The 20,475-nt window shown below is 70.8% G+C and carries 18 protein-coding genes and 1 tRNA gene; 15 read left to right on the top strand and 4 right to left on the bottom strand.

What is annotated here, in order from left to right:
* Positions 1-28: 28 nt before the first annotated feature.
* Together BM204_RS10135 and BM204_RS10130 are read right to left on the bottom strand one after the other, a co-directional pair.
* Complete coding sequence (locus tag BM204_RS10135) at positions 29-568, bottom strand: hypothetical protein (protein ID WP_091112754.1); 540 nt, start codon at positions 566-568, stop codon at positions 29-31.
* Positions 561-1,715 (bottom strand): ATP-dependent DNA ligase, encoded by a 1,155-nt coding sequence (locus BM204_RS10130; RefSeq protein ID WP_177223719.1) that lies wholly within the window; start codon positions 1,713-1,715, stop codon positions 561-563. The genes BM204_RS10135 and BM204_RS10130 overlap by 8 nt, the downstream gene beginning before the upstream one ends.
* Before the next feature lie 80 nt (positions 1,716-1,795).
* Here BM204_RS10130 and BM204_RS10125 point away from each other — a divergent pair, with 80 nt between their 5' ends.
* From BM204_RS10125 to BM204_RS10090, 8 genes are all read left to right on the top strand, one after another.
* Positions 1,796-3,838, top strand: a complete 2,043-nt coding sequence (locus BM204_RS10125; protein ID WP_091112753.1) for a hypothetical protein — start codon at positions 1,796-1,798, stop codon at positions 3,836-3,838.
* A gap of 48 nt (positions 3,839-3,886) precedes the next feature.
* Positions 3,887-3,965, top strand: a tRNA-Gln gene (locus tag BM204_RS10120).
* Positions 3,966-4,952: 987 nt separating this feature from the next.
* On the top strand, positions 4,953-6,143 hold the full coding sequence (locus BM204_RS10115) for a sensor histidine kinase (RefSeq protein WP_143099711.1): 1,191 nt from the start codon (positions 4,953-4,955) through the stop codon (positions 6,141-6,143).
* 177 nt (positions 6,144-6,320) lie between these two features.
* The gene (locus BM204_RS10110; protein WP_091112748.1) at positions 6,321-6,665 is read left to right on the top strand and encodes a hypothetical protein; all 345 of its coding nucleotides are present in this window, start codon (positions 6,321-6,323) and stop codon (positions 6,663-6,665) included.
* A 68-nt stretch (positions 6,666-6,733) separates the two neighbouring features.
* Complete coding sequence (locus tag BM204_RS10105) at positions 6,734-7,195, top strand: GNAT family N-acetyltransferase (RefSeq protein WP_091112745.1); 462 nt, start codon at positions 6,734-6,736, stop codon at positions 7,193-7,195.
* A 5-nt stretch (positions 7,196-7,200) separates the two neighbouring features.
* Entirely contained in the window at positions 7,201-9,033 is a 1,833-nt protein-coding gene (locus tag BM204_RS10100; RefSeq protein WP_091112743.1) for an AMP-dependent synthetase/ligase, read from the top strand.
* Positions 9,034-9,149: 116 nt separating this feature from the next.
* Positions 9,150-10,649 carry a bifunctional UDP-N-acetylglucosamine diphosphorylase/glucosamine-1-phosphate N-acetyltransferase GlmU gene (gene glmU, locus BM204_RS10095; protein ID WP_091112740.1) on the top strand — a complete coding sequence of 500 codons (1,500 nt, stop codon included), beginning with the start codon at positions 9,150-9,152 and terminating at the stop codon, positions 10,647-10,649.
* Between the two features lie 64 nt (positions 10,650-10,713).
* Positions 10,714-11,694, top strand: coding sequence for a ribose-phosphate diphosphokinase (locus BM204_RS10090; RefSeq protein WP_281290191.1), 981 nt, complete (start codon positions 10,714-10,716; stop codon positions 11,692-11,694).
* 144 nt (positions 11,695-11,838) lie between these two features.
* On the opposite strand, the gene BM204_RS10085 is transcribed toward BM204_RS10090, so the two are convergent.
* Positions 11,839-13,008, bottom strand: coding sequence for an SGNH/GDSL hydrolase family protein (locus tag BM204_RS10085; protein WP_143099710.1), 1,170 nt, complete (start codon positions 13,006-13,008; stop codon positions 11,839-11,841).
* 31 nt (positions 13,009-13,039) lie between these two features.
* Positions 13,040-15,514 (bottom strand): aminopeptidase N, encoded by a 2,475-nt coding sequence (pepN, locus tag BM204_RS10080; RefSeq protein WP_091112733.1) that lies wholly within the window; start codon positions 15,512-15,514, stop codon positions 13,040-13,042.
* Between the two features lie 60 nt (positions 15,515-15,574).
* Here pepN and BM204_RS10075 point away from each other — a divergent pair, with 60 nt between their 5' ends.
* From BM204_RS10075 to BM204_RS10045, 7 genes are all read left to right on the top strand, one after another.
* Positions 15,575-15,883, top strand: coding sequence for an ATP-binding cassette domain-containing protein (locus BM204_RS10075; RefSeq protein ID WP_091112730.1), 309 nt, complete (start codon positions 15,575-15,577; stop codon positions 15,881-15,883).
* On the top strand, positions 15,880-16,425 hold the full coding sequence (locus BM204_RS10070) for an ABC transporter permease (protein WP_091112728.1): 546 nt from the start codon (positions 15,880-15,882) through the stop codon (positions 16,423-16,425). Before BM204_RS10075 ends, BM204_RS10070 begins: the two co-directional genes overlap by 4 nt.
* A gap of 202 nt (positions 16,426-16,627) precedes the next feature.
* A complete protein-coding gene (locus BM204_RS10065; protein ID WP_170259111.1) occupies positions 16,628-17,206 on the top strand; it encodes an ABC transporter permease in 579 nt (192 codons plus the stop codon).
* Between the two features lie 213 nt (positions 17,207-17,419).
* On the top strand, positions 17,420-18,112 hold the full coding sequence (locus BM204_RS10060; RefSeq protein WP_091112722.1) for a 50S ribosomal protein L25/general stress protein Ctc: 693 nt from the start codon (positions 17,420-17,422) through the stop codon (positions 18,110-18,112).
* A gap of 98 nt (positions 18,113-18,210) precedes the next feature.
* Positions 18,211-18,804 (top strand): aminoacyl-tRNA hydrolase, encoded by a 594-nt coding sequence (pth, locus tag BM204_RS10055; RefSeq protein WP_091112721.1) that lies wholly within the window; start codon positions 18,211-18,213, stop codon positions 18,802-18,804.
* Between the two features lie 247 nt (positions 18,805-19,051).
* Positions 19,052-19,873 carry a 3'(2'),5'-bisphosphate nucleotidase CysQ gene (locus tag BM204_RS10050; RefSeq protein WP_091112718.1) on the top strand — a complete coding sequence of 274 codons (822 nt, stop codon included), beginning with the start codon at positions 19,052-19,054 and terminating at the stop codon, positions 19,871-19,873.
* Positions 19,874-19,992: 119 nt separating this feature from the next.
* Positions 19,993-20,415 (top strand): HAD-IA family hydrolase, encoded by a 423-nt coding sequence (locus BM204_RS10045; protein ID WP_246166151.1) that lies wholly within the window; start codon positions 19,993-19,995, stop codon positions 20,413-20,415.
* Positions 20,416-20,475: the final 60 nt, after the last annotated feature.

The raw sequence follows: 20,475 nt of genomic DNA, 5'->3' as shown, positions 1-20,475 counted from the left end.
CTATCCACGCCATCCACGGTGGGCCGGTTCAGAGGCCGGTGACACCCTCGCCGCCTCCGGACTGCTCGTCGAAGTTCTCGTGCTCGAGCAGGTGCAGCACCGGGACGCCGATCTTGCGGCGGGCGCGGCTGGTCCAGTCGAGGTGGAAGAACTCCGCGACCACGTGCGGCCGGGTGAGGATGATCGCCTCGCGCCCGTCGACCTCGGTGACCTTGGCAGCGAGGGCGTCGATGGGTGGGTCGGTGACGACGGCGCTGCTGCCGATCGTGGCGCCGACGCCCTCGAGCGCGGCGATCGTGCTGCGCAGCTCGGCGGCGGAGCGGTCCTCGCAGTCCTGGCGGACGGCGTCGAGGTCGACGTCGCTCATCGCCATCGCGGGGGAGGCGATCATCTCGCCTCCGGACAGTGAGCCCATGGAGGCCTCGATGCGGGCCGCGGCGTCCTCCAACGGCAGCAGCACGTGATAGGTCACCGGGTCGTCGAGGCCCTCGTGCAGCGAGCGCACCTGGGCCGCATCAGCCGGGCTCAGCTCCTGCTCGATCAGCAGGACGACGTCGTAGTCAGCCATCGGTCTCTCCCTCATTGCCCTTCACGGGTGCAGCGCCGGGGCCTGTCGAGACCCCGCTGAGCACACTACCGAGGTCGTAGCGCACCGGTTGCTCCAGTTGCCCGTAGTCGCACGACTCCGCCTCCCGGTCGGGTCGCCAGCGCTTGAAGTGGGCGGTGTGCCGGAAGCGCCGGCCCTCCATCGCGTCGTACTTCACCTCCAGCACGCGCTCGGGGCGCAGCGGGGTGAAGCTCAGGTCCTTGCCGCCGCTCCAGCGGCTCTGGGTGCCGGGCATCCGGTCGGGGTTGGCGATGGCGTCACCTGCCCAGGCGCTCCACGGGTGCTCCTCGATCGGGCAGACCAGCTCCTGCAGCTCCTCGATCAGCTCGGCGCGCCGGGCGGCGGTGAAGCTGGCGCTGACGCCGACGTGCTGGAGCCGCCCCTGGTCGTCGTGGAGGCCCAGGAGCAGGCTGCCCAGCAGCGGCTGCTCGGGCGTGCTCGTCTTGTGCTCGCGGTAGCCGCAGACCACGACGTCGGCCGTGCGCTCGTGCTTGATCTTCATCATCGTGCGCCCGTTGGGGGTGTAGGGCGCGTCGAGCGACTTGGCGATGACCCCGTCGAGCCCGGCGCCCTCGAACTGCTCGAACCACCGCTCCGCCTCGGCCGGGTCGCTGGTCGTGCGGGTGAGGTAGCACGGCCCGTCGAGGTCGGCGAACGCCTCCTCCAGGGTCGCGCGGCGCTCGCGCAGAGGCCGGTCGACGTACGACGTGTCGCCGAGCGCGAGCAGGTCGAAGACCACGAAGCCCGCGGGTGTCGTCTCGCTCAGGAGCTTCACGCGGGAGGCCGCCGGATGGATCCGCTCCTGCAGCACCTCGAACTCTAGGCGGTCACCGTCGGGCGACGTGCTGGCCACGAACAGCTCCCCGTCGACCACGCACCGCTCGGGCAGCTGGCGCTTGACGGCCTCGACGACCTCGGGGAAGTAGCGCGTCAGCGGCTTGGTGTTGCGGCTGGTCAGCTCGACCTCGTCGCCGTCGCGGAAGACCAGGCAGCGGAAGCCGTCCCACTTGGGCTCGAACACCAGCCCGCCGTGCTTGGCCGGGTCGGGGATCCCCTTCACGGCCTTCGCGAGCATCGGCCGGACGGGCGGCATCACGGGCAGTTCCACGGACCGAGGCTAGCCCGGCCTGGTCCGGTCGGTGCCGTGGACGCAGCAGCCTCTTCCGCGAAGCGCCGAGGACGACCACCATGGACACTGTGAAACGCCACGCTGCCGCTGGTCTGCTGCTGCTCCTCCCCGTGCTCACCGTCGTGACGGGCGGGCCACCCGCCGGCGCGGAGGGGCCGACGACCTACCAGTGGACGGGCACCCAGTCGACGGTGTGGGGCAACAACAAGAACTGGCAGCCCGAGGGTGTCCCGCAGGCCGGTGACGGTGTCTCGCTCGCCCCCGGGCCGCGACCTACGATCACCGAGGTCCCCGACGTCGTGCTCAGCGCCTTGACGGTCAGCGGTGACCCTGACCAGCTGGTCTCACTGTCCGGCCCAGGCACCGTGACGGTCGCGGGCGCGCTCGTCTGGGGCGGCGGCGACATCGGGGTCGACCTGGTGCTGGAGCAGCTGGCGGTGGGCCTCCTCACCCCGAGCGCCCCGATGCGTTTCGGCGGCGAGACCGGGCAGACGTTCACGGTCAACGGTCCGCTCGCCATCGCCGACGACCCGCTCGGCGGATCGGAACCGCAGCTGGAGCTGATGTTCGACGCCGACCTGGTGGTCAGCACCACCGGGCGGTTGGCGATGGGCGAGCGCACCTGGATCCGCGCCAACCGGTGCTGCGCCGGCCCGACGTCGACGATCACGGTCGACGGCGGCATCCGCGTCGACGGCGGCACCACGCGGCTCGAGAACGTCGGGCTCGACCTGCGCGGCACCGTCGAGGTGCCCGACGACGGCACGCTCCAGCTCACCGGCGGGCCGGTGCGGATCGACCGGGGAGCGACCCTGCTCGGCGGCGGCACCGTGGTCGTCCCCCAGACGGAGGGCGACGCCTTCGATCCCGCCGACCCCGCCGGACCCGACCGCACCGTCAAGCTGCTCGACGACCTCACCCTGGCCGACGGCACCACCCTGGAGCTCGGCGACCAGTCGGTGCTCTCGGGGGTGGGGACCATCGGCGGAGAGGGGGTGCTCCGGCTCGCCGGGCCCCGGGTCCACGCCGACGTCACGGTCGCGCCCGGCGTGTCCACCTCGACCGTGGCTGGCACGACGACCCGGCTGGTGAAGTGGAACCCCGACGTGCCCGGCCAGCACGGCCTCGTGGTGCCGCGCGGTGGGCTCGACGTGGTGAGCGGCTCGACGCTGTCCGTGCACGGTGGGACCCGGCTCGTGATCCCCGACGACGCCACCATGCGTCTGCCTGCCGGCGCCACGCTGACCTCCGACGGGTGCTGCACCGACCCCGGCCGCGTCACGGTCCAGTCGGGCGGCACCCTGGCGATCGGCTCGGACGTCGGGTCGGCGACCGCAGAGCCGGCGGTCCTCGACTGGATCGAGCTCGGTGGCAGTGGAGCGATCACCCACGCCGGCACGTCGGAGTGGGACCTCGCAGGGACCACCTTCGTCACGGGCGCCTCGTTCCGCGGCACCGGGAAGATCATCGGTGACCTCCCTGCCGGAGCCCTCCGGGTGACGCCGTTGGGGGTCTTCGTCATCGACGGCGACTACACCGCCAACGCCGCCGGCACCCTGGTGGCCACGCTGCCCACCGTGCCGACCGCTGCCGCCACCGGCCGGCTCTCCGTCACCGGGACCGCTCGTCTGGCCGGACGCCTCGTCACCGCCGGGACCAGCCGCTTCCAGACCGGACGCGGCCTGCTGGCGCTCGGTGCGGGGCAGCTGTCCGGCAGGTTCGCCTGCTCGGCGACTCCCGGCTTCGTGGCGCGCCAGAGCCCGAGGGCGGTGTCCCTGCTCGCCATCGACGTGCGCGACCCCGGGTGCCTGGTCCCTGCGGCGCGGCGGGTCCTGGAGGCGACCTGGACCGGCCGTCGTACGGCGTCGCTGACCCTGCCCGCCGCAGCCGACCGGGTGCTGCTGAGGGTCACCGTCTCGCGCGCGACCCGGGCCGTCCGGCTCACGCTCTCCGGTGGCGCGGGTGCCACGGCCGTGGTGCCGGCCCGGGCGGGGGACTCGGTCAGCCGCTACGTGGTCGTGGGCCTCGCTGCAGCGCAACGGCTGACCGCCCGCCTGGACCACCGGGCACGGGTGCGCGTCGACCAGGTCGGCTGGTTCTGACGGCTACGTTCGGCCCCGACCTGCGCGGACGGTAATCTGAGCGCACATTCCCCGGTTGGTCTGCCGGCAGGGCCCGCCTGACTTTGAATCAGGACTAGCGACGATGGTTCGACTCCATCCCGGGGAGCAGGTTCGCGGAGTATCCGCAGGTAAAGGCGTCAGATAGCCGCCCCCGTCGAGCAATCGGTGGGGGCGGTCTCACGTTCGCGTGTCACACCGCTGTCACGGATTGTCGTGACCAGCCCGAAACAGGCGGAGCGTCGGACCGGCGTGGCACGCGGCCGGAGTGACCGAACTTCAGATCGCACCATGCGCGGCGGACTCGTGCCCGACGTGGGTCGGTGGCCGGTCCATCCCCGTGGCAAGACGTGGTACGACGACCACCTGACCGCCATGATCGAGGCGTGCGGCGCGACGGCGATCCGGCTCGGAAATGGCCCGGGCGAGTTGTTCCGCACCCGACACGGCCCGTGCGGTGCGGTCGTTGACGTGACGCTGACCATGATCCGGTGCGGCGGGTGGGTCTGTCAGTGGTGCAGGCGAGCAGCCCCCGAGGTGCGGTTCGCGGCGCTGCCCGTCAAGCAGAGACCGCGTGCGGCAGAGACTTGCGCACGTCGGCGTGCGCCTCACCTCGCGATGGCCCGGCGACATCTCCGCGCACCTTGAGGCGGAGTGCGAGCGGTGCGGGCTCCGCCGGCCCATCTCATGGCCGGCATCACTCACGACGTGCACGACCGACGGCTAACGGACCACGTGGCAGCGGGCAAGTCATGGCGACGATCACCGTGCCGAGCCGTAGCGCTCACGATTGAGCGTCACGTCCTGCGGTCGTACCTGCCGAGAGCCACCGTCGTACTTCCTCCCGGTGTGCTCCCGCGAGGTGTGCTCCGCGCTTCACGTATCCCGACCGAGAAGCGACGCTAGCCATCGAGATCGACGGACAGAGCGAACCGCCCGCGCGGCATGGGAACGTGGAAGGCCGTGACCTAAGCAAGCGGCTCATCGACCTCGCTGTTGACGGGGCGGTCGTTTATCGGGTGTGGGAGCATCACTAACGCGCTCCAGCTTTCAGCCCGCCGCTGGTGCCTGATACCGCGACGAGTGGGAGGCAACGGTGACGCCAGAAGCGCCCGCAGACCCCAATCAGCCGTCGATGAACCCAAGCGAGCGTGCCTTCGCCGAGGAGGCGGAACGCTACCGATCCCTGTTCGCCTACAGCCCTCACGGCGTGTTTTCCCTCGACCTGACCGGCCACCTCACCGCCGCGAACGACGCCATGCAACAACTCACCGGCATGAGCCTGAGCGAACTGGTCGGCACCGACTTCCACGACATCATTCACCCCGACGACATCGAGACGAGCGAGAACGCTCTCGCGGCCGTCATCGAACGACGCCCTCAACTACTGGAGGCACGCCTGGTGACCGTCAGCGGCGATGTCCGCGAGGTCAGGGTGACCGCAGTTCCCGTGATCGTGTCCAACCAGGTGGTCGGGACGCACGGCATCGCCGAGGACTTCACCGAGGCGAACGTGATGCAACGTGACCTGGAAGCAGCGAACGCCACCAAGGCACTGTTCCTGGCCAACATGAGCCACGAACTCCGCACCCCGCTCACGATGGTCATCGGGGCCACTGAAATGCTCCTCGAAAGCGACCTGACCCCCAGCCAGGACCAGCTGACCGACATGGTGCACCGCAACAGTCAGCGCCTGCTGCGCCACGTCAACGACATCCTCGACTTCTCCCGACTCGAAGCAGGCAGTATCACGCTCCTTCCAGCACCGTTCCGGCTCGTCGACGTAGTCGAAGAAGTCTTGGAGTGGGCACGGCCGCAAGCCACGGTGCAAGGCGTGCGGTTGGACGTGGACCTAGACGCATCGCTGCCACCCATCGTCCACGGGGACGCGCTACGCGTCTCCCAGGTGCTCTCGAACCTGGTCAGCAACGCGTTGAAGTTCACCGAGTCCGGCAGCGTCGGCATCACGGTAGGTACCAAGACGTCGGTCGCGCCCGACCCAGAGGCAGACGACAGGGTCCGGGTGGTGCTCATGGTCGAGGACACCGGTGTCGGAATCCCGCCCGAGCACCTGCTGTCACTATTTGATTCTTTCACCCAGGTGGACATGACCGATACCCGACTCCATGGCGGTCTCGGTCTGGGGCTCGCTATCTGCCGCACTCTGGTCGACCTGATGGGCGGCGACCTCTCGGCGGTGAGCACACCGGGGGTCGGGAGCACGTTCATCGTGGTGCTTCCTCTCCTCGGTTCAGCCGACCCAGGTGCCGGTTTGCGCCGGAAGTAGAAACCCCCATATTGGGGTGGCCTGGGCCCAGCATGCTCCGGACCACGGCGGCGCGAACTTTGAATCAGGACTAGCGACGATGGTTCGACTCCATCTCGGGGAGTGGGACGTCTGTGCACGGGCCGCCGGGACCTTCAGCCCTACCGGGGGCGGTCCTGGCGGGGGCACGCTCGAGACATGGACACCAACGAGAGAATCGCCAGGCTGGAGCAGCAGATCGACGAGCTCACGAGCACGCAGGACGTGCTCCGGCACCGGCTCGCCCGAGCGCAGCGCGACCAGTGGCAGAGCCGCGTCGAGGACCTCGAGGTGCAGTTCCACCTCGGGGCGATGGAGGCCAACGACCGCGCCGCCGTCCTCCTCGAGGAGCTCCGCAAGAAGTGGGCCGAGGTCCGCGGGCAGCTGGACGAGGCGACCTCGACCGCGAGCGGGGTGGGGGACACGATGCGCAGCGGCCTCGAGAGCGCCGTGCGTGACCTGCGCAAGGCACTGCTCGACAGCAAGGCACGGATCTCCGCCTGATCACCGAGGTCCGTCTCCCCGACGGCACGCCCGCGCAGATCTGGCCGCTGCTGCCGGGCGACCGGGAGATGCTCCGGGAGACCTACGAGCACCTCTCCCCGGAGAGTCGGCGGCGCCGCTTCCTCGGTGCCGTCCCCCACCTCACCGACGTGATGCTGGACCACCTGGTCGACGACGTGGACGGGATCGACCACGTGGCACTGGTCCTGGTCTGCATCGGCGACGACCACGTGGGGGTGCCGGTCGGCGTGGCGCGCATGATCCGCTACCGGGACGACCCGACCGCGGCGGACGTCGCGGTGACGGTGGTCGACGAGTGGCACGGCCGCGGCGTCGCCACGGCGCTGCTCGCCGAGCTGGTGCGGGAGCGACCTCAGGGTGTCATCCAGGTCGTCACCACCGTGGCGGCCGACAACGAGGCGTCGCTGGCCATGCTGGCCCGCCTGGGGCAGATGGACGCGACCGCAGCCGGGGGCGGACGCGTCGACGTGAGGATCCACCTGGCAACCCAGCAACACGAGAAGGACTGAGGCGCATGATGGACACGACCACAGCACTGGTCCGGGCCCCCTCGGTGGCCCGGATGTTCTACGACCGGGCGGAGTCGACGCCCGACGCGGAGGCCTACCGGTTCCCCACGGCCGAGGCGTGGTCCTCCGTGACCTGGACTCAGGCCAAGGGCTCGGTCACCACCTTGGCAGCAGGACTGATCGCCCTCGGCCTGGAGCACGAAGACCGGGTGGCGATCGCGAGCAGCACCCGCATCGAGTGGGTCTACGCCGACCTCGCCGTCGCCTGTGCAGGTGGCGCGACGACGACCGTCTATCCATCCACCGGCGCGGCGGACGTCGCGTTCATCCTGGCCGACAGCGGCTCCCGGATCGTCTTCGCCGAGGACGACACCCAGATCGCCAAGCTCCGCGAGCAGCGCGCCCAGCTGCCCGGCGTCGAGCGGGTCGTGACCTTCGACGGCACACCTGACGGCGAGTGGGTGATCAGCCTGGAGGACCTGCAGGCCCTGGGGTCTCGGCACCTCGCCGACTGCCCGAGCGCGGTCGACGACGTCGTCGCTGCGATCCTGCCCGAGCACCTGGCCACCTTGATCTACACGTCCGGGACCACGGGCCGCCCCAAGGGCGTGCAGCTGCCGCAGAGCTGCTGGACCTACATCGGTGCCGGTGCCGAGTCGCTGGACATCTTGTCGCACGACGACCTGCAGTACCTCTGGCTGCCGCTGTCGCACTCCTTCGGCAAGATGCTCGAGGTCGTCCAGCTCCAGATCGGCTTCCCGACGGCTGTGGACGGTCGGATGGACAAGATCGTGGAGAACCTCGCCGTGGTGCGGCCCACCTTCATGGCCGGGCCGCCGCGCATCTTCGAGAAGGTGCACGCCAAGGTCGTGCAGACCGTCGAGGAGGAGGGAGGCCTCCGCAGCGCGCTGTTCTCCTGGGCGTTCGGCGTCGGTGACCGGGTCGCACAGGCCCGGCTGCGGGGACAGCAGCCCGCCTTGGCGACCAGGCTCCAGCACACCCTGGCCGACCGGCTGGTGCTGTCGAAGGTCCGGGCCCGGCTCGGCGGCCGCATCCGCTTCCTCATCTCGGGCAGCGCCGCGATCTCGCCGGACGTTGCTGCCTGGTTCTACGCCTCCGGCATGCTGGTGCTCGAGGGATACGGACTGACCGAGACCAGCGCCGGCGCCTGCATCGTCCGCCTCGACGACCCGGTCTTCGGCTGGGTCGGGTCACCGATCGTGGGCACCGAGATCAGGACCGCCGAGGACGGCGAGGTCTTCGTGCGGGGACCGAGCGTGATGCGCGGCTACCACAACCAGCCGGAGGCGACGGCCGAAGTGCTGGACGCCGACGGCTGGCTCGCCACAGGAGACGTCGGGGAGATCGACGACCAGGGCCGACTGAGGATCACCGACCGCAAGAAGGACCTGGTCAAGACCTCGGGTGGCAAGTACATCGCTCCGCAGCCGATCGAGGGACTCTTCAAGGCGCTGTGCCCGCTCGGCAGCCAGATGGTGGTGCACGCCGAGGGCCGCAACTACGCGACGGCCCTGGTCACCCTGGACCCCGACGCCCTGGCGCAGTGGGTCGCGGCGCACGAGAGCACCGGAGCCGACTACGCATCCCAGACCGCCGACCCCGCCGTCCGCGCCTACGTCCAGGAGTGCCTCGACAACGTCAACAGCAGGCTCAACCGCTGGGAGACGATCAAGGGCTTCCGCATCCTCGACCACGACCTCTCCGTCGAGAGCGGGGAGCTCACGCCCAGCATGAAGGTCCGCCGCAAGTTCGTCGAGTCGACGTACAAGCCGCTGCTGGACTCGATGTACGCCGACGCTGACCGGGAGCGACACTGACCAGGTGGCGCGCGGCCCGGCGTCAGGGCCACGACGAAGGTCGACCCCGATCGGGTCCGCAGGGACCTGTGACAGCATGCGTCCCTATCGACCATCCCCGGGGAGCATGAGTTGCTGTGTCACGTGAGCTGACCGTCGTCGTCCTCGCCGCGGGCGGGGGTACGCGGATGAGGTCCAAGACGATGAAGGTGCTGCACCCCGTCGGGGGGCGAAGCATGATCGGCCACGTCCTGAAGGCCGTGGAGGCCGTCGAGCCGCGGCGGATCGTCGCGGTGGTCGGCCACCAGCGTGAGACCGTCGGAGCCCACATCCAGGCGCTCGTGCCGGACGTCGTGCTCGCCGTCCAGGAGGAGCAGCGCGGCACCGGGCACGCCGTACGCGTCGCGATGGACGCGCTCGCCGCCGAGGGCACGACCGGCACCGTCATCGTGGCCACCGGTGACACCCCGCTGCTGCGGGGCGAGAGCCTGCGCGCCTTCGCCGCCGAGCACGAGGCGGCCCAGCGTGCGGTCAGCGTGCTGAGCGCGATCGTGGCCGATCCTTTCGGCTACGGGCGGATCCTGCGGGACCACGAGGGGGACGTCGAGGCGATCATCGAGGAGAAGGACGCCACCATCGACCAGCGCGAGATCGCCGAGATCAACTCGGGCATCCTCGCCTTCGACGCGGAGTTCCTCATCGAGGCGCTGCCGCGGATCGGCAACGACAACGCCAAGGGCGAGTACTACCTCACCGACCTCGTCCAGCTCGCCCGCGATGCCGGGCTCACCGTCGGCGCGCACGCCATCGACGACCCGTGGCAGACCGAGGGTGCCAACGACCGTGAGGAGCTGGCCCAGCTCGGCGCCGAGCTCAACCGCCGCATCGTGGGCCAGTGGATGCGCGACGGGGTCACCGTGATGGACCCCGCGACCACCTGGATCGACGCCGACGTCGTCCTCGCCCAGGACGTCACGATCCTGCCCGGCACCCAGCTGCTCGGCGCGACCGTGGTCGCCGAGGACGCCGTGATCGGCCCCGACACGACGCTCAAGGATTGTGAGGTGGGCGCCGGCGCCCGGGTCGTGCGTACGCAGGCCGAGCTCGCGGTGATCGGGGCCGAGGCCACGGTCGGGCCCTTCTCCTACCTGCGCCCGGGCACGCAGCTCGGTGCCCGCGGCAAGATCGGCGGTTTCGTCGAGACCAAGAACGCCGTGATCGGCGACGACGCCAAGGTGCCGCACCTCTCCTACGTCGGCGACGCCGAGATCGGCGAGGGCACCAACATCGGCGCCGGCACGATCTTCGCCAACTACGACGGGGTCGCCAAGCACCGCACCACGGTGGGTCGCCACGCCCGGACCGGCTCCCACAACACGTTCGTCGCACCGATCGCCATCGGTGACGGCGCCGCGACCGGCGCGGGGACCGTCGTACGACGTGACGTCCCGCCGGGCGCCCTGGCTGTCAGCAGCGGGCCCCAGCGCCACCTCGAGGGCTGGGCACAGCGCAAGCGGGCCGGCACGGCCCAGGCCGCCGCTGCTGCCTCCGCTGTCGCTGCTGCCGAGGCGGCCGCACAGCAGGCGGGCGATGTGGCGGAGGACTCGTCTCAAGACCGGGGTCCTGACTTGGGCTGATCGCCCTCCCGGGGGCAGAATGCCGAGCACACCACCCCGCCGCGACCCAGGAGCAACCGACGCTGTGACCGGAATGAAGCGGGCCACCGAGAAGAACCTGATGATCTTCAGTGGCCGGGCGCATCCCGTCCTCGCCGAGCAGGTGGCCTCGATCCTCGAGACCGAGCTCGTGCCCCAGGTGGCCTACGAGTTCGCCAACTCCGAGATCTACGTCCGCTTCGAGGAGTCCGTCCGCGGGTGCGACGCCTTCGTGATCCAGAGCCACACGGCGCCGGTCAACGAGTGGATCATGGAGCACCTGATCATGGTCGACGCGCTCAAGCGGGCGTCGGCCAAGCGGATCACCGTGGTCATGCCGTTCTACGGCTACGCCCGCCAGGACAAGAAGCACCGCGGCCGCGAGCCGATCTCGGCGCGCCTGATGGCCGACCTCTTCAAGACCGCCGGCGCGGACCGCCTGATCACCGTGGACCTCCACGCCGACCAGATCCAGGGCTTCTTCGACGGCCCCGTCGACCACCTGATGGCACTGCCGATCCTGGCTGACTACGTCAAGGAGAAGTACGGCGACCAGCCTCTCGCCGTCGTCTCGCCCGACGCCGGCCGGATCAAGGTCGCCGAGCGCTGGTCGGCCCGCCTGGGTGGGGCGCCGCTGGCGTTCATCCACAAGACCCGTCGCACCGACGTGGCCAACGAGGTCGTCGCCAACCGTGTCGTCGGTGACGTCAAGGGGCGCATGTGCGTCCTGGTCGACGACATGATCGACACCGGCGGCACGATCGTGAAGGCCGCCGAGGCCCTCATGAACGACGGCGCCGCGGGCGTCATCATCGCCGCCACCCACGCGATCCTCTCCGACCCCGCCGTCGATCGGCTCAAGAACTCCTCGGCCGCCGAGATCGTCGTCACCAACACGCTTCCGCTCGCCGACGACCGGCACTTCGACAAGCTGACCTGCCTGTCGATCGCCCCGCTCCTGGCCCGCGCGATCCACGAGGTCTTCGCCGACGGCTCGGTCACGTCGATGTTCGACGGCCACGCCTGAGGGTGTGTCGTGCGGCTGTGGTGGCCGCGACTTCCCACGACGACACTCCACCTCCCACGGGGTGCACGCCATGGGCAGTGGCGGGTCGTCGACATACCTTGATGAAGCGCCCGCCCGAGGCGACCGCCACCCACCCCACCCCGTCTAGCAGGCGTCCCAGGAGCTGCTGACGAGCTGCGCCCAGACGGCCTCGCCGTCGGGGGTCTGGTGGGTGCCGTCGACGAGCAGGTCCGGGTCGTCGACGACCAGTGACCGCCAGTCGGCCAGGCAGGTGTGCGGGCGGGCGGCGGTGATCTCGCGCATCCAGCGGTCGTAGGAGTCGACCCGACTGACCGCGGCGGCGTCGTTGCCGACGTCGGCGCGGTAGGGCGTCACGAACAGCACCCGGGTCTCCTCGGGCACCAGCGCCGTCGCGTCGAGGTAGTCCTGCTTGGTCCACGACGTCGTGCTGTTGGTGCCGAGCGCGACGACGAGCGTGCTGGGTGCGACCTGGGTGGCGAGGTGGTCGCGGATGCGCACGAGCAGCTGGCTCACGCGCCGACCGGGGAGGCCGTCGAGCGTCCACTGCGGGCGCAGGCGGGCGAGCTCGTCGTTGGCCCGCCAGCTCAACGAGTCGCCCACGAGCAGCGTGCCCGAGGGCGGTCCCTGAGTTGTGGTCGGCGGGACGGAACGACAGATGCCGTCGACGTACGACGTGTGGTCGCGCAGCGCGCAGAGCGTCCGGGACCGCTGGAGGGCCACGATGCGCAACGTGGTGCCGGTGCGTCGGGCGATGCGCTCCAGGTCGCGACGCCGGCTCGGGGTGACGCACTCGTCCCAGCGCGCAGCGCGCTCGCGGACCATCACGTAGTCCTTGGTCGCGCCCACGCACTGGCGCGCGGCGGCGACGACGCTGCTGGTGCGTGCGGGGTTGGAGGCGCAGAGGTTCACCTCCGCGATCCACGGCCGGTGCAGGGCGCGGCAGACGCGGAAGTCGATGGCGCGCCCGAAGGACGCACCGGAGCGGGTGAAGCACATCTCGGCGTTGGCGTTGAGGCGCGCCTTGTCGGCGGCGCGGGCGCAGGTCGTGCGGCTGCAGCCCTGGGAGGTCCAGGCGCGGCCCAGGAGCGCGCAGGCGCGCGGGCCCAGGCGGGCGTCGAAGCTGCCGAGCTCCGCCCTCGCGACCCGCTCCTGCTCGGTCCCGGGGTCTGCCTGGACCGGCACGGCCTGCGTGGCGACGCCGGCGACGACGACGAGCGAGGTGACCAGGCCCGCGGCCAGCGCGAGGAGGGCCGACCTGAGGGCGGCCCGGAGCACGGGCTGTCGCGGAGGCATGCCGCAAGGATGCAGTGCCGAGCCCCAGGTGTCAGGTATTTGCCGGCCTCAGGTCGTCGAGCTTGTCCTCCCAGCCCCGGCGCAGGACCGACGGCAGGTCACCCGCCAGCGCCTGCTCGAGGTCGGCGACCTGGTCGTCGGTGAGCGCCAGCGCGGGGAACGCGCGGTGCACGACCTGTGAGAAGGCCTGACCGCGGCGCTCGGCGATGCGGGGGCTGACCTGCCAGTAGGCCGCGACGTAGGGCGCCAGCAGGTCGGCCTGCTCGGGCGACCACAGCCCACTGGTCAGCGCCTCGTAGCGCCGGTTGGAGACCTGGTCGTCCTCGGCCAACGCCGTCCAGGCGGCGTCCTTGGCCTCGACCGTGGGACGGGCAGCGAGCGCCCGGGCAGCACCCAGCTCGCCGTCGATCGTGCCGTCGGCGACCCGCTCGGTCTCGATCGCGTCGGCGTCGAGCGCCCCCACCTCGGCGAGCCGGTGGACCACGCGCCACCGCAGGGCAGGGTCGAGCGCGACGCCGTGATCCGTGACCCCGTCGGTGAGCCAGCCCTGGAGGAGCGCGGTGTCGCGCGAGGTGCGGGCCAGCCCGCGGGTCAGCTCGATGCGGACCTGCTCGTCGAGGGTGGTGTCGAGGCCACGTGCGCACGCGTCGGCGACCCGGTCGACCGCGTGCGCCGCCCCTGACGACGCGATCCGACGCGGCACCACGGAGTCGAGGGTGCGGGTGAGCACGGCAGCGACGGCGGTGACGTGGCGCTCGTGGGGCAGGTGGCGCGAGACCAGGTCGAGGAAGTCCTCGGCCGGCAGGCGGCGGGTGTGGGCGAGGTCGAACGCCGTGGTCCACGCTATGGCGCGCACCAGGTCGTCGTCGATGCTCGACAGCCCCGAGAGCAGTGCCGACCAGGACGCGGTGTCGGGCACGACGCGCACGAAGGTCTCGCCGTGGCTGTTGGGCACCACCACGCGCCCGGCCCAGTCGTCGAGGCGCACCGGCTCGTCGCCGACATCGACCAAGACGCTCTCCCGCTCGACGAGCGCGCCGCCCGGCGCTTCGTCGTACGACGTGAGGCGGAGGCGGTGGGGACGGGTGCCGTCGCGCGACACGACGGGCACCCCGCCACCGTCGCGGGTGACCCGGATCGTGTCGAAGCCGGACGTGCGCAGCCAGGCGTGGACCCAGCCGAGGACGTCGCGGTCGGAGGCGGAGTCGAGGGCGGCCATGAAGTCGGCCAGCGTGCCGTTGCCGAGCCGGTGCGCGCCGAGGTAGGCGTTGACGCCGGCGAGGAACGCGTCGTCGCCGAGCCACGTGACCAGCTGGCGGAGCACCGAGTTGCCCTTGGAATAGCTGATCGCGTCGAAGTTGTTGGACGCCGCGTCGACGTCGGGGACGTCCTCGGCCTCGGGGGCGACCGGGTGGGTCGAGCGGCGCTCGTCGGCCTGGTAGGCACTTGGCTTGCGGAGCAGCTCGTGCTGGAGCAGCGCCCCGGCGAAGCCGGCCCCGTCGGCCGAGACGCGGTAGCCCATGTAGTCGGCGAAGGACTCCTGGAGCCAGGTGTCCTCCCACCAGGTCATCGTCACGAGGTTGCCGAACCACATGTGCGCCATCTCGTGGGCGATGATCGACGCGCGCTGGCTGCGGGCCAGGTCGGTGACCCGGCCGCGGGGGAGCAGCTCGTCGCGGTAGGTCACGCAGCCCGGCGACTCCAGCGCGCCCCAGTTCTGACCCGGCACGAACGCCTGGTCATAGCTGTCGTAGGGCATCGGCTCGGTGAAGAGCGTCGCGTAGTGGTCGAAGCACGCGGTCGTCGTGGCCCGCAGCTCCTCGAAGTCGCGGTCGAGCTCGGCGCCCAGCGAGCGGCGCGCGTGCCAGCCGAAGGGGAGCCCCGCGTGCTCCCAGGTGCGCGAGTGCCACGGACCGGCGCACACGACGAACATCGGGATCGCGAAGACCTCGGTCGTCGCGAAGCGCCAGCGACCGGCGTCGCGGTCGGTGCCGTCCTCGAGCACGCGGCCGTTGGCGACCACGGTCCAGGTCGGGTCGGCGGTGACGCCCAGCGCGACGGTGGCCTTCAGGTCGTTCTGGTCGAAGCAGGCGAAGACCCGTTGCGCGACGTCCATGCCGCAGTAGGCCGAGGCGTAGGTCTCCCCGTCGGCAGGGTCGGTGAACAGATACATCCCGTCGCCGTCGGTGACGTAGGGCACCCGCGCGGCCACCGTCACCACGTTGTGCTCGACCAGCCCGGTCAGCAGCAGCCGCCTGCCGTCGTACGACGATCGGGCGGCGTCGGCGGGAAGCGCCCTGCCGTTGACGGTCACCGCCAGGTCGGTGGCGGCCGTGAGCTCGAGGAACGTGTCGGCGGCGCTGGAGGTGAAGCGGACGGTCGTGGTGCAGCCGAAGGTCCCGGAGGCGTGGCCAGTCGTGGCGTCGGTCAGGTCGAGGTCGATCTCGTAGGAGACGTCGCGGATCAGGGACGCGCGGGTGCGGGCTTCGCCGAGGGTGAGGGACACCCCCCCGACCCTACGTAAAGGGAGCGCGCCTGGCGGCACCGCTCGCCTAGGCTCCTCAGCATGCTCTCGGACGCCCGCCGCCCCGACCTCGCGGTGGAGGCGGTCGACCTGCGTCGCACCTTCGTCACCCGCACCGGCATCCTGCGCCGCACCCGCAAGGACGTCGAGGCGGTCAAGGGCGTCTCGTTCCACCTCGAGCGCGGCGAGCTCTTCGGTCTCCTGGGCCCCAACGGTGCGGGCAAGACGACCACGATCAAGATGCTCATCACGTTGCTGATCCCCTCGGGCGGGCGGGCCAGCGTGCTCGGCTACGACGTCGAGCAGGACGTCCGCGAGGTGCGGCGCCGCATCGGCTACGTCTTCGGCTGACCCGCGAACGCTGGGCGGGCACCCTCGAGCTGGTCGTCGCGGCCCCGATCTCGCTGACCCGGGTGCTGGTGCCGACCACGATGGCGCTCTCGACGATCGGGCTCTACTGCGTCGTGGCCACGATCCTCTGGATGCGGTGGGTCTTCGACCTCCGCCTCGAGGTCGCCAGCTGGCCGCTCTTCGTCCTGGGCGTGCTGATGGCGGGGCTCAGCCTGGCGCTCTTCGGCTTCTTCCTCTCCGTCACCGCCGTGCGCTACCGCACCTCCTGGGCGCTCGGTGCGGCGCTGGAGTATCCCGGCTGGCTGCTCTGCGGCTTCCTGATCCCCGTCTCCTCGCTGCCCGTCTGGATCCAGCCGCTGTCGTGGGCGATCCCCACCACCTGGGCCATGGACGCGGTCCGCGAGGCGGCCTCCGGCGGCAGCCCGTGGGCCGACCTCGGCGTGTGCGCGGCGATCGGTCTCGCTTACGCAGCGCTGGCGGCCTACCTCGGTCGGCGCCTGGTCGACTCGGCGCGTCGCAACGCGACGTTGGCCCTCACATGACCAACGTGCGGATCTTCTTCATCGGCGGCCTGATGAGCTATCGGGCGATGTTCGGCTGGCTCAGCCCCTGGATCCTGATCCCCTCGCTCATCGTGTCGCCGATCTGCCAGATCCTGCTGTTCGCCTACACCGGCCGCAGTGCGGGCGTCGGCGACGACGAGTTCTACGTGATCGGCAACGCGCTCAACTACGCAGCGATCCCGTGCCTGTTCGCGATGGGCTCCACGATCGGCGCGAGCGCGAGGGCGGCACGCTCGGCATCGTGCTGGCGACCCCGGCGCGACGGATCCCGCTGTTCCTGGGCCGGGCGCTGCCGGTCATCGCCAACGGGTGGGGAGTCGCCATGGTCGGTGTCCTCGCAGGGGTGCTGCTGCTCGACGTCAGGATCCCGGCCGGTGCCTGGCCGGCGCTGCTCGTGGTCGTGCTCGTCGCCTCGGTCTCCTGCACGGGCCTGGGTCTGGCGATGGGAGCGCTGGCGCTGCGGGTCCGTGAGACCGCGGTCCTCGGCAACGTCGTGTTCTGCGTGCTGCTCGTCTTCTGTGGCACCAACATCGCGCTCGACGACCTGCCCGGGTGGATGGCGGCGGTCGGCACCTGGCTGCCACTGACCCACGCCATCGAGGCGGGTCGACTGCTGGCCGACGGGAGCGGTCTGGGGGCGGTGGGCGGGCTGATGCTCCGCGAGCTCGGGGGCGGGGCGCTCTTCACCGTCGCCGGGCTGGCGCTGCTGCGCTTCTTCGAGGACGAGAGCCGGCGTACGGCGTCGTTGGACCGGACCTGACCTGACCGGCTCGATTCGCCACCGGCCCCCGCCCTTGTCTAAGATCGGGAAGTTGCCTCGGCGAGGGAGTCTCAGAGCTCCGTGATCGACAGGGCCGGCTCTCACGCCGCGCGCTGTTGCGTGCGGCGTTCGTGCTCTCGCCCCGGCCCCCAGCCACCCGTGGTCGCTCGTCGGCCAGGACGTAGAGAAATCGCACCAGGAGAGAGTCACCCCATGTCTGTAGAGAAGATCAGCGCCGAGACCCGCACCGAGTTCGGCAAGGGCGCCGCACGTCGCATCCGCCGCGAGAACAAGGTCCCCGCGGTCATCTACGGCCACGGCAACGACCCGATCCACCTCACCCTGCCGGGCCACGAGACGATGATGGCGCTCAAGCGCGGTGGCTCCAACGCGCTCCTCGAGATCGAGATCGACGGCACCACGCAGCTTGCGCTGGCCCGGGAGATCCAGGTCGACCCGATCAAGCGTCACCTCGAGCACATCGACTTCGTGGCTGTCCGCAAGGGCGAGAAGGTCACCGTCGACGTCCGTGTCAACGTCATCGGCAACGCCGCCCCCGACACGTTGGTCGTGACCGAGAACGTCACGGTCCAGATCGAGGCCGAGGCCACGCACATCCCCGAGCAGATCGACATCGACATCCAGGACGCCCGTGCGGGCACCCAGATCCACGCCTCCGACCTCAAGCTGCCCTCGGGCTCGACCCTGCTGGTCGACGGCGACACGCTCATCATCAACGTCACCGAGCAGATGTCCGCCGCGGCCCTCGAGGCCGAGCTGGAGGAGGCCGAGTCCGAGGCCGGCATCGAGCGCGACCCGTCCGAGGACGAGGTTGCCGAGGCCCAGGACGAGGCCAAGGCCATGGATGCCTCGGGCGACACGGCCTCCGAGGACGCAGCGGAGTGATCCGCCGGCTCAGGTGGTTCCTGGGCCGTCTCATCTCACCTGTCTCGCCATCGTCATCGGGTGGGACGAACCCCGAGGAGCCCAGCAAGGAGCCCAGCGTGACCACAGCCGACGTCTGGCTCGTGGTCGGGTTGGGCAACCCCGGGGAGAAGTACGCCGGTCACCGGCACAACATCGGCTACCTCGTGACCGACGAGCTCGCTCGTCGCCTGGGGTCGCCCTTCAAGTCGCACAAGACCGGGCGCGCCGAGGTCGTCGAAGGACGACTCGGCGCCCCGGGTGTGCCCGGCCCGCGCGTCGTCCTCGCGCGACCACGGTCCTACATGAACGAGGTCGGCGGCCCGGTCAAGGCGCTCGCCACCTTCTACAAGGTCGCCCCCGACCGGATCATCGCGATCCACGACGAGCTCGACATCGGCTTCGGCACGCTGCGCACCAAGCTCGGCGGGGGCGACAACGGCCACAACGGCCTCAAGTCGATGCGCTCCTCGCTCGGCACCGGTGACTTCTACCGCGTCCGCGCCGGGATCGGCCGCCCCCCGGGTCGCCAGGACGTCGCCGACTTCGTGCTGTCGGACTATGCCAAGGTCGAGCGCAAGGAGCTGCCCTTCCAGGTCGACTCCGCCGCCGATGCCGTGGAGTCGCTCGTCACCGACGGCCTCGAGAAGACGCAGCAGCGCTTCAACTCCTGAGGTCAGGCGGTGCCGGGTGCAGGAGTACCCGGATGTCCGGGGACTCCTGCACTTGAGGGGTGTTGCAACACCCCTCAAGTGACCGACTCGCCCGCCAAGTCCCGTCGGCCGGAGCGCGCGGGGCGCCTGCAGCCGGGCGCGGGAGTCCCCGGTTGTCCGGGTACTCATGCAGCCCCCGTGCGCCACCACCCGTACGCCGCCGGGGCGCCGTCCAGCCCGACGGCATACGCCTCGCTAGGGTGGACAGGTGACTTTCGAGCCCGGCACCCCGCCCGACGCAGCAGCGACCGACGACCACGTGCTGGCCACGTGGCTGGCCGAGGAGGCCGGGCGCAAGCTGCTCGAGGTCCGCACGCAGGGACTCGAGGGCCGCGAGCTCAAGGACGCGGGCGACGCGGCCGCGCACGAGCTGCTGATGCAGCTGCTGGCCGTGCACCGCCCGGACGACGCGGTGCTGTCCGAGGAGGGCGCCGAGAGTGTCGACGACAAGGCCGTCCGGCGCTCGGCGGATGCGGTGTGGATCATCGACCCGCTCGACGGGACCCGCGAGTTCTCCGAGCCGCCGCGCGACGACTGGGCCGTGCACGTCGCGCTCTGGGAGCGCACGCCGGACGGCGAGCACGACGGTGAGCTCACCGCGGGTGCCGTGGCCCAGCCCGCCCTCGGCGAGACCTTCAACACCGGTCAGCCTCCGGTGGTGCCCGAGGGCACCGCCGGGCGACCCCGGATCGCGGTGTCGCGCAGCCGCCCGCCTGCCTTCGTGCAGAAGCTGGCCGAGGAGATCGACGCCGAGCTCGTGCCGATGGGCTCGGCCGGCGTCAAGGTGATGTCGGTGGTGCGCGACCTGACCGACGCCTACGTCCACGCCGGCGGCCAGTACGAATGGGACTCCGCGGCCCCCGTGGCCGTCGCGCAGGCGGCCGGCCTGTTCACCAGCCGCATTGACGGCTCACCGCTGATCTACAACCAGGACGACGTCTACCTGCCCGACCTGATCGTCTGCCGCCCCGAGCTCGCCGACACCATCCTCGAGTTCGTCCAGCGCAACGGCGTCACCTCCGCCGGGTGATCCGTCACGTCCTGCTCGACGCCGACGGCGTCCTGCAGGAGCTGGCCGGGGGCTGACTGGCGGCCGTCGAGCCCTTCGCGGGCGGGGCCGGTCGGGTGTTCATCGAGGATGCCTAGCGGGTGGAGAAGCCGGCGCTGCGCGGCGAGGCCGACTTCCTCGTCGACCTCCCGGCAGTGCTGACGAGACACGGAGTCGACGTCTCCGTCGAGGAGCTCTATCGCGCCGTATGGCACTCGATCGAGGTCGGCGAGACCTCGATGCAGCTCGTCGACGCGCTTCGAGCAGCCGGCTACGACGACCGGTTCGACGTGAGCATCTACTCCTGCAAGATCGGCCTGGCCAAGCCCGACCCGGCCTACTTCGAGCGCGCCGTCGCGATGATCGGCAGCGCCCCGGAGGAGGTCCTCTTCGTCGACGACCGGGCCGACAACGTCGACGGTGCCCGTTCAGCGGGTCTGGAAGGCATCCACGGGGACCTCGCCCACGGGCACCCGCGGCCGCTCGACCTGATGGCCGAGCACGGAGTGCGCCCAGGGGCCTGACGCACCCCCCTAGCCCGTTCGGGCTACCGAACACGACGGGCCATAGTCCGTTGGAACTAC

The organism is Nocardioides psychrotolerans (assembly GCF_900113685.1).
Lineage (GTDB): Bacteria > Actinomycetota > Actinomycetes > Propionibacteriales > Nocardioidaceae > Nocardioides > Nocardioides psychrotolerans.
This window is presented reverse-complemented; position numbering and strand designations above follow the sequence as displayed.